Genomic DNA, 12,659 nt, shown 5'->3' with positions numbered 1-12,659 from the left:
GTGGCGGGCGAGCAGCCTCGCCAGCACGGCCCGCAGCGTGTCGGCCGCGAAGATCGGCGCGTCCGCGCAGCGCCAGGCGACCACGCCGTCGGGCCGCACCAGGACCGCGCCCTGCGCCGTCACGCCGTACAGCTCCGGCCAGCGGTCGTCGACGTCGATCAGCTCGGCGCCGATGCCGTACACCGTGAGCGGCAGCCCGAGCTCGTGCGAGACGGCCCGGGCGGCCTCCTGCCAGGCGCGGTTGTCCGGCCCGGTGAGCAGGACGGGCCGGTCGCCGAACAGGTCGAGCACGGACAGTTCCGCCCCGCCGCGGCGCAGCCGCAGGTGCGGGGCCCGGCCGCCCGGCCGGCCGTCGTTCTCGGCCGACCACACGCCGTACCCGGGCAGGACGCCCTCGTCCCACGCGGTGACGGCCGAGGACCGGTAGCGCCAGGACAGCCACACCTGGGCGTCCTCGACGATGCCCGGGTGCACGGGCGGCCGCTCGCCGGGGTTCCCGGTGAGCCGCGGCCGGTCCTTGGAGCGCAGCGCGGCCTGCTCGACCGTTGCCCGGCAGATCGGCCGGCGCTCCTCGTCGTAGCTGTCGAGAAGGGTCTCGCCCGCCCAGCCGTCGAGGACGGCGGCGAGCTTCCAGGCCAGGTTGTGCGCGTCCTGGATGCCGGTGCTGGAGCCGAAGCCGCCGCTGGGCGGCATCACGTGGGCGGCGTCGCCGACCAGGAACACCCGCCCGTCCCGGAACCGGCCCGCGGTCCTGGCCGCGCCGTCCCACGGGGAGACGGAGCGGATCCGGGGCCGCAGCCCGGGCACGCCGGTCGCCGCCCGCACCAGTTCGGCGCAGCGTTCCTCGGTGAACGACTCCAGGTCGGTGGCCCGCGGGTCGTACGCGACGTGCAGCAGCCAGTCGGAGGTGTTGTCCAACGGCATCAGGGCGCCGCGCACCTCGTCGTTGGCGGTGTAGCACATGAGGAAACGACGACCCGCGAGCGGCTCGGTGAGGTCGGCGTGGAAGTGGATGTTGAGGTAGTGGCCGAGGGTCTCGCCGTCGAAGGGGATGCCCAGCGTCTCCCGGACGCCGCTGTGGGCGCCGTCCGCGGCGACGAGGTAGCGGGCCTCGATGGTGCGCTCGGCTCCGGTGACGCGGTCCCGGACCAGCGCGGTGAGGCCCGCGCCGTTCTGGGTGAACGAGACCAGTTCGGTGCTGAAGCGCAGGGCGACGCCGAGCCGTTCGGCGCGGCCCCGCAGCACGTCCTCCAGCTCGCCCTGGTGACACAGGCACCAGCCGGTCGGGGACAGCGAGCCGATGTCGGCGCCCACGTCCATGACGTACTTCTCGTCGAGCACGCCCAGTTCGGGCCCGGCCAGGGAACGGGCCGCGACGACGCCCGAGTTGCCGGCGAGGAGCCGGGCGGAGGGCGTGCCGCGCAGTTCGTCCTCGACGCCGGCGGCGCGCATCAGCTCCATGGCCCGCGGATGCACTCCGCGGGCCCTGGGGTGTCCGGACAGTTCGGGCCGCCGCTCCACCAGCAGGCAGTCCACGCCCTGCTGGGCGAGGAAGACCGCGGCGGAAAGCCCCGCGATGCCTCCGCCGACCACCAGGACGTCGGTGTTCCGGAGCGTGCTCCGGGTGGTGCTCAGCACGATGTCACCCTCCTTGCCTCGGTCGGTGTTCGACGAGCACGGACGCGTCCTTGTCGCCGTCGCCGGCCGCGAGCACCTCGGCGAACCGCTCGCGCACCACGTCGAGGACGGGCATCGCGGCTCCCTGCTCGGCGGCCGCCTCCAGGGCGATCCGGATGTCCTTCTCCATCAGTTCGGAGCGGAAGAACGCCGGCTCGTAGCTTCGCTTGAGCATCAGCTCGGCGCGGAAGCGCATCACGAGCGAACTGAAGCCGCTGGACGCGACGACGCCGATGAGCTGGTCGCGGTCCAGGCCGGCCGCGGTGCCGTAGGCGACGGCCTCGGCGAGGGCGGCGACCTGGGCGCCGAGCAGCAGGTTCAGGATGAGCTTCAGGCTGGTCGCGGTGCCGGGCGCACCGACGTGGACGACCTCGCTGCCGAAGGCCTCCAGGACCGGGCGCACCTCCTCCAGGTCCTCCGGCGCGCCGGAGACGAAGACCCGCAGCTCGCCCTTGCGGGCCTGGAGCGGGTTGCCGACGACGCAGGCCTCCACGCGGCGCAGCCCCCGGGCCGCGAGGCGGGCGGCGGCCTCGCGGGCGTAGCCCGGGGAGACGGTGGAGGTGTCGACGACGACGGAGCCGGGTGCGAGGACCGGGACCACCCGGTCGAACAGGACCTCCTCGACGGCCTTCTCGTCGCTGAGGCTGAGCAGCACCAGGCGGTGGCCGGCCGCCGCGCGCTCGGGCGCGTCGGCGAGCCGGGCGCCGGCCTCGGCGAGCGGGGCGGCCTTGTGCGCGGTCCGGTTGAAGACGGTCAGCGTGTGTCCGGTCTCGAGGAGCCGCCGGGCCATGCCGCCGCCCATGCTGCCGAGCCCGATGAACGCCAACTGACGCTCTGCCATGGTGGGTTCTCTCTCTTTCGTCCGGTACGTGGAGGGCGGCCGTGCGGTCAGTACGCGGCGTCCACCTCGTACACCGCGAAGGGGACGGGCGTACGGGTGTCGCGGAAGGGCCGCAGCGGGGCGGTGTCCTGGCGGTGGTCGGCGCCGGCCTCCCAGGCCAGGAAGGCCTCCATCGACTCCCAGCGGCTCATCACCGCGAGCGCGGTGGGGTCGGCGGGGCTGCGGAGGAGTTCGTTGCCGAGCATGCCGGGGACCTTCGCGAGCCGTTCGCTGACCTGGTGGTAGGCCTCGCGGACGGCGGCGAGCTGCGCCTCGTCGTGGGCGGCCTGGTAGACCACGACGCGCACCTGGCCCCGGCCCTCGCTCGGGCCGCGGTCCGGGTCCTCACCGGGCATCGGCGGCCGCCCTGCCCTCGATGCCGTGGAGCACCCGCATGACGTGGAAGCTGCCGCCCTTGCGGTACGGGTGGAGGGTGGCCCGGTGTTCCAGGTGGGCCGGGCTGTTCTCGAACTCGCGGAACCGCGGCTCGTCCAGCCAGTCGCTGACGATGACGTAGGTGCTGGAGGTGCCGTCGGAGCCTTCCTCGCGGGCGAGGGACTGGCCCAGGTTGGCGGGGTGGCCGGTGACCGCTTCGGTGCCCTCCAGCCAGGCCTTCTCGAAGTCGGCCTCCCTGCCCGGCTCGATCTCCATGCGGAGCATCACCCGGAAGGTCATCAGGAGATCCCCCCGTCGACGCCGATGGTGTTGCCGGTGACGTAGCGGGACAGGTCGCTGGCGAGCCACAGCACGGCGCCGGCCACCTCGTCGGGCGTGCCGAGCCGGCCGAGGGCGGTCTTGGCGCCGTAGCGCTCGGTCATGAGCTTCTTCTGGTCCTCGGGCAGCGCGTGGAAGTTCTCGGTCTCGATGACGCCGAGCGCGAGGATGTTGAAGCGGATGCCCTGGGGGCCGAACTCCTTGGCCAGGGAGCGGTTCAGTCCGGCGAGCGCGGCCTTGGTGGCGGTGTAGTGGGCGCGCAGCGGTATGCCGGCCTCGACGGCGCGGGAGCCGACGGTCACCACCGAGGAGCCCTCGCCGAGCAGCGGCAGGGCGTGCTGGATGACGAGGTGGGCGCCGGTGACGTTGGTGGCGAAGATGCGCTGCCACTCCTCCAGCGGGAGCTGGGCGTACGGCACGTGGCTGATCGCGCCGGCGTTGTTGACGAGCAGGTCGAGGCGGTCGCCGTGCAGGTCGCGGACCTGGCCGAGCAGGGCGGCGATGTCCTCGGGCCGGGACAGGTCGGCGCGCAGCACGTGGTGGTCGCCGCCGGTCTCCTTCAGCTCCCGCTCCAGGGAGGTGACGTGGTCGCTCTCGCGCTGGTAGCAGGTGACGACGTCGACTCCGGCGCGGGCGAGCGCGAGGACGACGCCCCGGCCGACACCGCGGGTGCCGCCGGTGACCAGGGCCTTCTTGCCCTTGAGGCCGAGATCCATGGGTGGTTCCTCCATCACTGGCGAGGGGTCAGAGCAGGAAGCCGAGCCCGGCGCAGTTGGCGACGAGCGCGGCGATGGTGAGCAGGCTGCGGCGCTTGTTCCAGGCGCCCCAGGTGTCCCGGGTGTGCTGGAAGTCCGCCGGCACGTGTTCCGGGTCGACGGTCCGCATCCAGCGGTTGACCGGCGCGTTCTTGGTGAGCGAGATCAGCGCGGTGGCCGCGGCGAGCACGCCCGCCACGGCGAACAGCGTCCGCGCCGGGGCGGCGCCGCCGCCGACCGCGAGGACCGCGTCGAGGACGACGGTGCCGACCAGGCAGATCGGCATCGCCGGGTCGTAGCGCTGCCCGAAGAACGCGTGGGCGTGCACGTAGCGGTCGGTGGGCAGCGAGGCGAGGTACGGGAAGCCGCCGAGCTGGGTGCCGAACAGGACGCCGGCGGCGAGGCCGTTGAGCAGCACGAGCAGGGGCGCGAGTACGTTCAGCACGGGTGCTCCTCAGCGGGTCAGGGCGCGTGCGGCGGCCTCGACCCGCTCCTTGATGAGGCTCATCTGCACCTTGGTGTTGACGTTGAGGTGCTCGGTCATCGCCTCGTCGGTGGCGGGGGCCTGGGGCTTCATGTGGAAGTCCTGCACCCAGCGCATCCGCACGCCGCCGCCGGGCTCCTCGGTGTACTCCCAGAAGATGTGCATGTACTCGAAGGGGCCGGTCTCGATCCGCTCGGCGCGCACGGTGCGGGTGGCCGGGTCGCCGGTGCGCCGGGAGACCCAGCTCCACACGTTGCCGTCCTCGTCGGGGTGCATGGTGAGGCGGAAGACGACGGTGTCGCCGTCGCGCTCCAGCACGTCGGCGGAGGCGTACTCGCTGAAGAGGTTCGGCCAGCCGGGGACGTCGTTGGTGATGTCCCACACGACGTCCATGGGGGCGTCGATGACGATGTGGTTGTCGGTGTGTCCTGCCATGGGAACTCCGTGGGTCCGTCGTCGGCGGTGGGTCTGCGGTTCGTGTGCGGTTCGTCTGCGGAGAGGGTCAGCGGCCGAGCACCAGGGCGGAGGCGAAGCCGCCGTGTCCGCGCGCCAGGACCAGCGCGTGGCGCAGCCGCCGCTCCCGCGGGGCCGCGGTGACCAGGTCGATGTCCAGTCCCGGGGCGAGCTCGTGGACGTGCGCGGTGTGCGGGACGACGCCCTCGCGCAGCGCGAGCAGCGCGGTGGCGACGTCGAGCGGCGCGCCGCCGCCGTAGAGCCGGCCGGTGAGCGTCTTCGGCGCGGTGACGGGCACGCCGCGCGGGCCGAAGATCGCGGTGATGGCCTCGGCCTCGTCGCGGTCGTCGGCGGGGAGGCCGGCGGCGTCGGCGAAGACGACGTCGATGTCGGCGGGGCCGAGTCCGGCGTCGGCGAGGGCCTGTTCGGCGGTGCGGCGCAGGGCGCGCGGCCGGCCGGAGCCGGGCGCCGGGTCGAAGCCCGCGGCGTGGCCGAGGATCCGGCCGTAGCCGGTGCCCAGTCCGCGCTCGGCGGCGGCCTCGGCGGTCTCCAGGACGAGGATGGCGCCGCCCTCGCCGGGGAGGTAGCCGGAGGCCTCGGCGGTGAAGGGCCGGTAGGCGCGTTCCGGGTCGGGGACGGTGGACAGCCTGCCGGTGGTGAGCTGGGCCGTCAGGCCGTACGGGCAGAGCGAGGCGTCCGTGCCGCCGCTGACGACCAGGCGGGAGCCGCCGCGCAGCAGCCGCCGGGCCTGGGCGATGCCGTCGAGGCCGCCGGCCTGCTCGCAGGCGAGCACGCCGCAGGGGCCGCGCATCTTGTGCCGGATGGACAGCTGTCCGGTGGTGGCGGCGTAGAACCAGGCGATGGACTGGTAGGCGCCGACCCAGCCGGGGTCGTGCTGGTAGAGGGCGGTCATCTCCTTCTGGCCGAACTCGGTGCCGCCCGAGGACGAGGACGTCACCACGGCCATCTCGTACTCGCCGATGGCGCCGAGGTCGGCGCCGGAGTCGGCGAGGGCGGCCTCGCCGGCCGCGAGGGCGAGGTGCGTCCAGTGGTCGGTCTGCGCGATCAGCCGGCCGGGTACGCGCTCGGCGGTGTCGAAGCCGGGCACCTGTCCGGCGTACCGCACCGGGTAGGGGCTCGGGTCGAAGCGTCCGATGCGTCCGATGCCGGACTTGCCGGCGAGCACCGAGGCCCAGTGGGCCTCGACGCCGATGCCGGTGGGCGCGACGATGCCGAGCCCGGTGACGACGGGGGCGCTCACGGCGGTCGTCATGGTCACTCCCCTTTCACGCGGCGGCCCGGGCCGCGCCGGGCCGGGCGAGCACCATGGCGCTCTGGAACCCGCCGAAGCCGCTGCCGACGGTGAGCACGGTGTCCATGGCGTGCTCCCGGGCGGTGACGGGCACGTAGTCCAGGTCGCAGAGCGGGTCCTTGGTCTTCAGGTTGGCGGTGGGCGGCACGACCTGGCGGTCGAGGGCGAGGGCGCAGGCGGCGACCTCGATGGAGCCGATCGCGCCCAGCGAGTGCCCGACCATCGACTTGATGGAGCTGACCGGGATGTCGTAGGCGTGCGCGCCGAGGCTGCGCTTGAACGCGGCGGTCTCGTGGCGGTCGTTCTGCTTGGTGCCGGAGCCGTGCGCGTTGATGTAGCCGATGGCGGTGGGGTCGAGCCGGGCCCGGTCGAGGGCGACCGTGATGGCCTCGGCGAGTTCCCGGCCGTCGGGCTTGAGACCGGTCATGTGGTACGCGTTGCTGCGGCTGGCGAAGCCGACGATCTCGGCGTAGATGCGGGCGCCGCGGGCGAGGGCGGCCTCGCGTTCCTCGACGACCATGACGGCGGCGCCCTCGCCGAGCACGAAGCCGTCGCGTTCGCCGTCGAAGGGGCGGGAGGCGTGCTCCGGGTCGGCGTTGTTCGGGGTGGTCGCCTTGATGGCGTCGAAGCAGGCGGAGGTGATGGGCGAGATCGGGGCGTCGGTGGCGCCGGTGATGACGACGTCGGCCGTGCCCTCCTCGATGAGCTGCACCCCGTGTCCGACGGAGTCGAGGCCGGAGGTGCAGCCCGTGGAGACGAGCGCGACCGGGCCCTCGGCGCCGGTCTCCCAGGCCACCTCGACGGCGAGGGTGGACGGCACCATGTAGCCGTACAGGTGCGGCACGCCGTACTCGTGGTCGACGAGCCACTGCCGGCCGCTGTCGGAGAGGGTGACGTACTCCTCCTCCAGGCCCATGGTGCAGCCGACGGCGCTGCCGAGGGACACCGCGATCCGGGTGGGATCCAGGGCGGACAGCTCGATGCCGCTGTCCGTGACCGCCTCGCGGGCGGAGACCACGGCGAACTGGGCGGCCCGGTCCATGCGCCGGATCTGCCGGGCGGTGAGGCCGGCGGCCGCCGGGTCGAAGTCGACCTCGGCGGCGACCTGCGAGCGGAACTGCGCCGGATCGAACAGGCTGATCCGCCGGGTGGCCGTGCGGCCCTCGGACAGCGTCCGCCAGAAGGCGTCCCGGCCCACCCCGCCCGGCACGACCGCGCCGATGCCGGTGATGACGGCACGTCGGGTCACCGGGCACCGCCCACGTCCGGGTTGGCCTGCTCGGGGCGCTGCGCCGGCTCGGTGTCGACGTGGCCGAGCTCGGGGCGCGGCGCGAGCGGCGACAGGTGGAAGGCGCAGCGGGCGGTGGTGTCACCGGTGTTGACGAGGCGGTGGCGGACGCCGATGGGCACGAGGAGGGAGTCGCCGGGGCCGAGCGGCACGGCGGTCCGGCCGTCCAGGGTCATCTCCAGGTGGCCGTCGACGACGTGCAGGAACTCCTCGGAGTACGGGTGGTAGTGCTCGGTCACCCAGTCGCCGGGCTCCAGGGTCATGACGCCGCCGAAGCCGGAGGTGCAGCCGACGGTCTTGGGGCTGAGGGTGGTGCGGATGTCTCCGCCGCGCTTGGTGTTGGCCTCGACCTCGTCGGCGGCCACCTTCACGGTGCGGGTGATGGCGGTGGTCACTGGATCCGCCCTCCGTCCTTGGTCCAGATGTAGAAGGGCGTGGCCATCGCGTCCTTGGGTTCCTTCCAGTCCGGGTCGTACGGCTCCACGCACGCGGCGAGCTTGGTGTTGATGTCGTCGTAGAGCGGGTGGCTGCGGGCGCGGTAGAGGTTCGCGCCGATGTCCTCGTCGGCCTCCACCAGGTGGAAGTACAGGCCGTGGAACCGGAACAGCGTGCGGCGGCTCACGCCGATCATGTGCGGCAGGTCGGTGGCGTCGGACTCCTCGAAGATCCTCGCGATGTCGTCCGTCTTGTCCGGCCGCAGCTTGGCGACGATCAGAGTGCGGTGCACGGGTCCTCCCGGTGGTCGGTGGTCGGAGGAGAAGGTCGCACCGGGGTCTGGAGCACCGCTCGAAGTCCTCTCCAGCGAGGCGGCTTCGAGCGGGGCGCGAGGCGGGCGGGTTTGCCTGGCGGGAACCGCTGACACCGCAGACGAGGGAAAGGGCACGGGCATGCCGTTCGCAGCCATCACGTACGACATCAAGCCGGGGTACGAGAAGGAACTTGCCGAGATCTTCGGCGACTTCAAGCGGGTGCGGAGCAGCCGGGTCGAGGACGCCTCGGGCGAGCAGGCCGGCACGATCCTGGCCACCGCGGTGTTCCTGCGCGACGACACGCTGGTCCGGGTCATCGAGTACACCGGCGACCTGGAGGCCGTGGCCCGGCACATGGCGGCGCAGCCGGGGGTGCGCGAGGTGGAGCGGAAGCTGAAGCCGTATCTGAGCCGGCCCCGGGACACGGACACGGTCGAGGGCTTCGTGGCGACGTTCAGGCGGAGCCTGCTGACCACGGTCGCGCAGATCTCGGTGCGGGACCTGCCCGCGCCGGCGTGACGGCACACATCCGTCAGGCCGCACCCCGGAACCCCGGGAGTGCGGCCTGACGGATGTGGCGGTGGATCAGATCACGGTCAGGGCTGCCCCGTTGAGCACCAGGGCCACGACGGCCAGGGCCGTGCGCAGGTAGTGCCAGCGGCGCCACAGCGGGCGCGGGTCCTCCCAGTCCGGCGGGATGACGGACGGGTCGGCGATCGCCTTGACCCGGCGGTTGATGGGGACGTTGCACAGGTGGGACACCCCGGAGACGCCGAGGAGCAGCACCGCGGCGGCCGCGAACAGCGGGCGCGCGGCGCCGCCGGCCGCCACGGCGAGCACGCCGTCGACCAGGGTGCTGCTCAGGACGATGACGGGCATCGTGGGGTCCCAGTTGCGGCCGAGCAGCTGGTGCGCGTGCACGTAGGTGCCGTTGTCCATCGCGAACAGCGCGGGCAGCACGCTCAGCGCGACGGCGAACAGCACTCCGGCGGTGACACCGCTGCCGAGCACGGCCGCGACGGCCAGCACCTCGGTCATGACGCCCGGGCCCCCGAGGGGTGGGTGTCCACGGTCAGCTGGGCCACGGTGCGCATGGTGGCGTCGCGGAAGTACGCGGCGAACGCCTGGGGCGAGCTGGTGTCGCGCGGCTCGGCGAGGTACGGCGCGAGCGCGGCCTCCGCGGTGTGGACGCCCTGCTGGGCGGCCATGTGCCGGCCGATGGCCGCGAAGTCGCCCTCGTAGTGGATGACCCGGACGACGACGTCGTCCTTGACGAACACGGCCGTGCCGAGCAGCCGGCCGGCCTGCTCGCCGTCGCCGTCCGTGAACTCGGGCGTGTCCACTCTCTGGAACTCGCCGAAGATCCTGGCGATCTCTTCCTCGTGGCCGGGCTTGACCCGGTAGGTGATGGCTGCGTAGGGCATCGGTTCTCCTCCGTCGGCTTCGTCGGTCGGGGCGGGCCCGCGGTCAGCGGACCGCGCCGGCCCGGGGCGCCGTGCCGATCAGCGCGAGCAGCATCCGCGGGGTCTCGGCCTCCATGACGGCGTCGTCGTCGAGGACGATCCCGTACGTGCGGTTGATCACGCTGGTGGCCTGGAGGAGGGCGAGGGAGTCGTAGCCGAACTCCAGGAACGGGGTGTCGAGGGCCTCCTCGCCCTCCAGCGCCATGCCCTCCTCGGGCGCGCCGACGCACTCGAGCAGGAGCGCCCCCAGCTCGGACAGGTTCATGTCAGTCACGATGCTTCCTCTCGATTCGTTCGATGAGTCGGTCACTTGGCGCTCGCCAGCTGCGGACCCGTCGCGTCCAGGTCCAGCCGCGGCGAGGAGTCGAGCACCGCCTGGTGCAGGTGCTCGACGCTGGGCGAGGGGTCGAGTCCGAGGCTCTGGTTCAGGCAGCGGCGCAGCTGCCGGTAGACGGACAGGGCGTCGCTGCGGCGCCCGACCCGGTACAGCGCGAGCATCAGCTGCTCGTGCACCGCCTCGTGCAGGGGATGACGCGCGGCGAGCCCGGAGAGCTCGCCGACGAGCTCATGATGGCGCCCCAGCCTCAGGTCTGCCTCGATCCGCCGCTGAAGGACGCTCATCCGCGACTCGTCGAGCCGGGTGGCCTCCACCTCCAGGAGCGAGCCGCACTGGACGTCGGCCAGCGCGCGGCCGTGCCACAGGGACAGCGCCCGGCCGAAGTACGAGGAGGCCCCGGCCCAGTCGCCCTGGTGCAGGGCCCGGTGGCCGGCCGAGGACAGCGCGTCGAACTCGTGGGCGTCGAGCAGACCGCCGTGGATGTCCAGCCGGTATCCGCCCGGCTCGGTGACGAGCACGCTCTTGGCGCCGTTCGGCAGGGACTCGCGCTCGGCACCGGCGCCGAGCGCGGCCCCGATGGCGTTGCGGATCTGCAGGATGTACGTCTGCAGGGTGGTCTGGACGCTGCGCGGCGGATGCTCGCCCCACACCTCCTCCACCAGCGAGGCCACCGAGACGACCTCGTCCGCCTGGAGGGCGAGCAGCGCGAAGACCTTGCGCGGTTTGACCGCCGTGAGGTGCACCGGCACCCCGGACAGGGTGGCCCGGAACGGGCCTAGCACGCTGATGTCCATGCGCGGATCTCCTTCGGGTTACGTGGATCAGCCGGCCTGGTGCGGCGCCGTGCCGGGGCGCGCCGCGTCAGGTCCTGTCGCAGGGGCCCGCAGGGCCTCCCCCATCGCACGGGGCACGTCACGGCCCCGTACGAAGAAGTGCGTGCCGCGGACGGTCCGCAGCCGGAATCGGGTCGTGGTGCAGTCCTGCCAGGCGTGCACCTCGGGCGCGGAGACCAGCGGGTCGACCTCGCCCGCGAAGGCCTCCAGAGGGCACGGCAGCGCGGTCACGGGTGTGGACCGCAGGTCCTGGGCGAGCAGCAGATCGGTGCGCAGGGTGGCGAGGGTGCCGGCGAGCCAGCCGATCCGGTTGCGCAGCGGAGCCGGGATGGACTCCTTGTCGCCCAGGGCCGTGATCAGCTCCTCGTCCGGGAGTTCCGGGCTGAGGAGGGTCTCGAGGATCGGGGCGGGCAGGTGCGGCGCCGAGCAGGCGCCGACCGCGAGCAGCTCGGGCGGGCGCCGCCCGGCGCGCACCCGGTGCTCGGCGAACCGGTAGGCGACGAGCGCCCCCAGGCTGTGCCCGTAGAAGGCGTGCGGCTCGTCGAGCAGCGGGCCCAGGTCCTCCTGGAGCTCCTCGACGAGACGCGCGCCGTCGGTGATCCGTTCCTCGCGCCGCCGGGACTCCCGGCCGGGCAGCCGTACCGGCAGCACCGACACGCCGGCGCCGATGCGCCGCTGCCAGCCGGCGAAGGTCATGGCGCCTCCGCCGGCGTGATGGAAGCAGAACAGCCGGACCCCGTCACTGGCGGGCCCCGGCCGGACCGCGAGATAGCGCTGCACCCGATCCCCCTTCGTCGCCGCACTCCTCGGCGCGCCGTTCCTCCGCACCGGTCGGCCGGATCCCGGCCGCACGCTCCTGCGCCGCACCTTTTCGGTCAGATGCGCGAGGAGAGGGTCACCGCAGGGCCTCGGTCATCGCTCAACTGGCGGTGGAGCCCCGTCTGCGCGCCCTGGGACAGGTCCTAGCCGAAGCCGGGGTCCTTCACGGCGGCGCTGACGGTGTAGGCGTCCTCGACCAGCCAGCTGTGGAAGGTCCACTCCCGGGCGGTGCGGGGCGTGCCGTCGGGCAGCAGCATGCGGATCGGTCCGCCCGGCGGACTGAACCCGAACTCGGTGAAGCGGAACCTCAGTCCCTGGCCGATGGCCTTGCTGTAGGCCTCCTTCAGCGTCCACAGGCGGACGAGGTCCCGGTTGCGCCGCTCCGGCGGCACCTCCTCCAGGCACTCCAGCTCGTAGGGGGTGCAGGCCTTGTGCTCGGTGCCGAGCTCCAGCATCCGCCGGTCGGCCGGCTCGGTGTCCACGCCGATCCGGCCGACCCTGGTCAGGCCCACCACCAGGAGGCCCTCCGTGTGGCTGAGGCCGATCTCCAGCTGGTCGATGCCGCGCAGGTACGGACGGCCGCCCGGTTTGTACGCCAGTTCGAGCTCGCTCGGCGGGGCGCCCAGCACGGCGCCCGCCGCGGACTTGAGCAGCAGCCGGGCGGCGACGAACCGGTCCCGGTTGCGCGAGGCGGGCATCCGGACCAGGCGGGCGTGGTCGTCCGCCCCGAGGTCGGCGGCGACGTCCGGCGCGCCTACGTCCGCGGGCACCCAGTCGTCGACGGCCGCGTACACCACACAGCTGCCGCGCACGGCGACCGCGTCCCGCACCTCCTGCCACGGGCTCCCGCCTCCCGGGTGCCGCACCGGCCGCTCCATGTCGAACCTCCTCGTTC

The 12,659-nt window shown here is 73.2% G+C and carries 18 protein-coding genes; 1 reads left to right on the top strand and 17 read right to left on the bottom strand.

Annotation, left to right across the window (positions count from 1 at the left end; all coding sequences use genetic code 11):
* The 11 genes from ACFWJO_RS30890 to ACFWJO_RS30840 form a co-directional block, all read right to left on the bottom strand.
* Window positions 1-1,638, bottom strand: a 1,638-nt coding sequence (locus ACFWJO_RS30890; protein WP_386870446.1) for an FAD-dependent oxidoreductase, incomplete at its 3' end; no start/stop codon positions are given.
* Window positions 1,639-1,642: 4 nt separating this feature from the next.
* Complete coding sequence (locus tag ACFWJO_RS30885; protein ID WP_384422512.1) at window positions 1,643-2,518, bottom strand: NAD(P)-dependent oxidoreductase; 876 nt, start codon at window positions 2,516-2,518, stop codon at window positions 1,643-1,645.
* Between the two features lie 47 nt (window positions 2,519-2,565).
* On the bottom strand, window positions 2,566-2,913 hold the full coding sequence (locus tag ACFWJO_RS30880; protein WP_386870444.1) for an antibiotic biosynthesis monooxygenase family protein: 348 nt from the start codon (window positions 2,911-2,913) through the stop codon (window positions 2,566-2,568).
* Window positions 2,903-3,232, bottom strand: coding sequence for an antibiotic biosynthesis monooxygenase family protein (locus ACFWJO_RS30875; protein ID WP_386870443.1), 330 nt, complete (start codon window positions 3,230-3,232; stop codon window positions 2,903-2,905). Before ACFWJO_RS30875 ends, ACFWJO_RS30880 begins: the two co-directional genes overlap by 11 nt.
* Window positions 3,232-3,987: an SDR family NAD(P)-dependent oxidoreductase gene (locus tag ACFWJO_RS30870; RefSeq protein WP_386870441.1), complete on the bottom strand. Its 756-nt coding sequence runs from the start codon at window positions 3,985-3,987 to the stop codon at window positions 3,232-3,234. Before ACFWJO_RS30870 ends, ACFWJO_RS30875 begins: the two co-directional genes overlap by 1 nt.
* A 28-nt stretch (window positions 3,988-4,015) precedes the next feature.
* On the bottom strand, window positions 4,016-4,471 hold the full coding sequence (locus tag ACFWJO_RS30865) for an anthrone oxygenase family protein (protein WP_386870439.1): 456 nt from the start codon (window positions 4,469-4,471) through the stop codon (window positions 4,016-4,018).
* 9 nt (window positions 4,472-4,480) lie between these two features.
* A complete protein-coding gene (locus ACFWJO_RS30860) occupies window positions 4,481-4,945 on the bottom strand; it encodes an SRPBCC family protein (RefSeq protein WP_386870437.1) in 465 nt (154 codons plus the stop codon).
* A 67-nt stretch (window positions 4,946-5,012) separates the two neighbouring features.
* Entirely contained in the window at window positions 5,013-6,236 is a 1,224-nt protein-coding gene (locus tag ACFWJO_RS30855; protein ID WP_386870435.1) for a ketosynthase chain-length factor, read from the bottom strand.
* Window positions 6,237-6,249: 13 nt separating this feature from the next.
* Window positions 6,250-7,524, bottom strand: coding sequence for a beta-ketoacyl-[acyl-carrier-protein] synthase family protein (locus ACFWJO_RS30850; RefSeq protein ID WP_384422525.1), 1,275 nt, complete (start codon window positions 7,522-7,524; stop codon window positions 6,250-6,252).
* Window positions 7,521-7,958 carry a cupin domain-containing protein gene (locus ACFWJO_RS30845; protein ID WP_384422527.1) on the bottom strand — a complete coding sequence of 146 codons (438 nt, stop codon included), beginning with the start codon at window positions 7,956-7,958 and terminating at the stop codon, window positions 7,521-7,523. Before ACFWJO_RS30845 ends, ACFWJO_RS30850 begins: the two co-directional genes overlap by 4 nt.
* Window positions 7,955-8,290, bottom strand: coding sequence for a TcmI family type II polyketide cyclase (locus ACFWJO_RS30840; RefSeq protein ID WP_386870432.1), 336 nt, complete (start codon window positions 8,288-8,290; stop codon window positions 7,955-7,957). Before ACFWJO_RS30840 ends, ACFWJO_RS30845 begins: the two co-directional genes overlap by 4 nt.
* 160 nt (window positions 8,291-8,450) lie before the next feature.
* Between ACFWJO_RS30840 and ACFWJO_RS30835 the strand changes: the two genes are divergently transcribed.
* Window positions 8,451-8,831 (top strand): SchA/CurD-like domain-containing protein, encoded by a 381-nt coding sequence (locus tag ACFWJO_RS30835; protein ID WP_386870430.1) that lies wholly within the window; start codon window positions 8,451-8,453, stop codon window positions 8,829-8,831.
* Window positions 8,832-8,897: 66 nt separating this feature from the next.
* Here ACFWJO_RS30835 and ACFWJO_RS30830 read toward each other — a convergent pair whose 3' ends face one another.
* The 6 genes from ACFWJO_RS30830 to ACFWJO_RS30805 all read right to left on the bottom strand — a co-directional run bounded on the left by ACFWJO_RS30830 (window position 8,898) and on the right by ACFWJO_RS30805 (window position 12,642).
* Window positions 8,898-9,350: a DUF1772 domain-containing protein gene (locus ACFWJO_RS30830; protein ID WP_386870428.1), complete on the bottom strand. Its 453-nt coding sequence runs from the start codon at window positions 9,348-9,350 to the stop codon at window positions 8,898-8,900.
* Entirely contained in the window at window positions 9,347-9,736 is a 390-nt protein-coding gene (locus tag ACFWJO_RS30825; RefSeq protein ID WP_386870426.1) for a SchA/CurD-like domain-containing protein, read from the bottom strand. Before ACFWJO_RS30825 ends, ACFWJO_RS30830 begins: the two co-directional genes overlap by 4 nt.
* Window positions 9,737-9,779: 43 nt before the next feature.
* Window positions 9,780-10,040, bottom strand: a complete 261-nt coding sequence (locus ACFWJO_RS30820) for an acyl carrier protein (RefSeq protein ID WP_384422563.1) — start codon at window positions 10,038-10,040, stop codon at window positions 9,780-9,782.
* Window positions 10,041-10,081: 41 nt separating this feature from the next.
* Window positions 10,082-10,906: a BTAD domain-containing putative transcriptional regulator gene (locus ACFWJO_RS30815; protein ID WP_386870424.1), complete on the bottom strand. Its 825-nt coding sequence runs from the start codon at window positions 10,904-10,906 to the stop codon at window positions 10,082-10,084.
* Between the two features lie 27 nt (window positions 10,907-10,933).
* A complete protein-coding gene (locus ACFWJO_RS30810; RefSeq protein ID WP_386870422.1) occupies window positions 10,934-11,725 on the bottom strand; it encodes a thioesterase II family protein in 792 nt (263 codons plus the stop codon).
* A 182-nt stretch (window positions 11,726-11,907) separates the two neighbouring features.
* Complete coding sequence (locus ACFWJO_RS30805) at window positions 11,908-12,642, bottom strand: 4'-phosphopantetheinyl transferase family protein (protein WP_386870420.1); 735 nt, start codon at window positions 12,640-12,642, stop codon at window positions 11,908-11,910.
* Window positions 12,643-12,659 lie beyond the last annotated feature (17 nt).

It is taken from the genome of Streptomyces sp. NPDC127092, assembly GCF_042722475.1.
Lineage (GTDB): Bacteria > Actinomycetota > Actinomycetes > Streptomycetales > Streptomycetaceae > Streptomyces.
The sequence above is the reverse complement of the archived record's forward strand: the minus strand, read 5'-3'. Positions and strand labels throughout refer to the sequence as shown.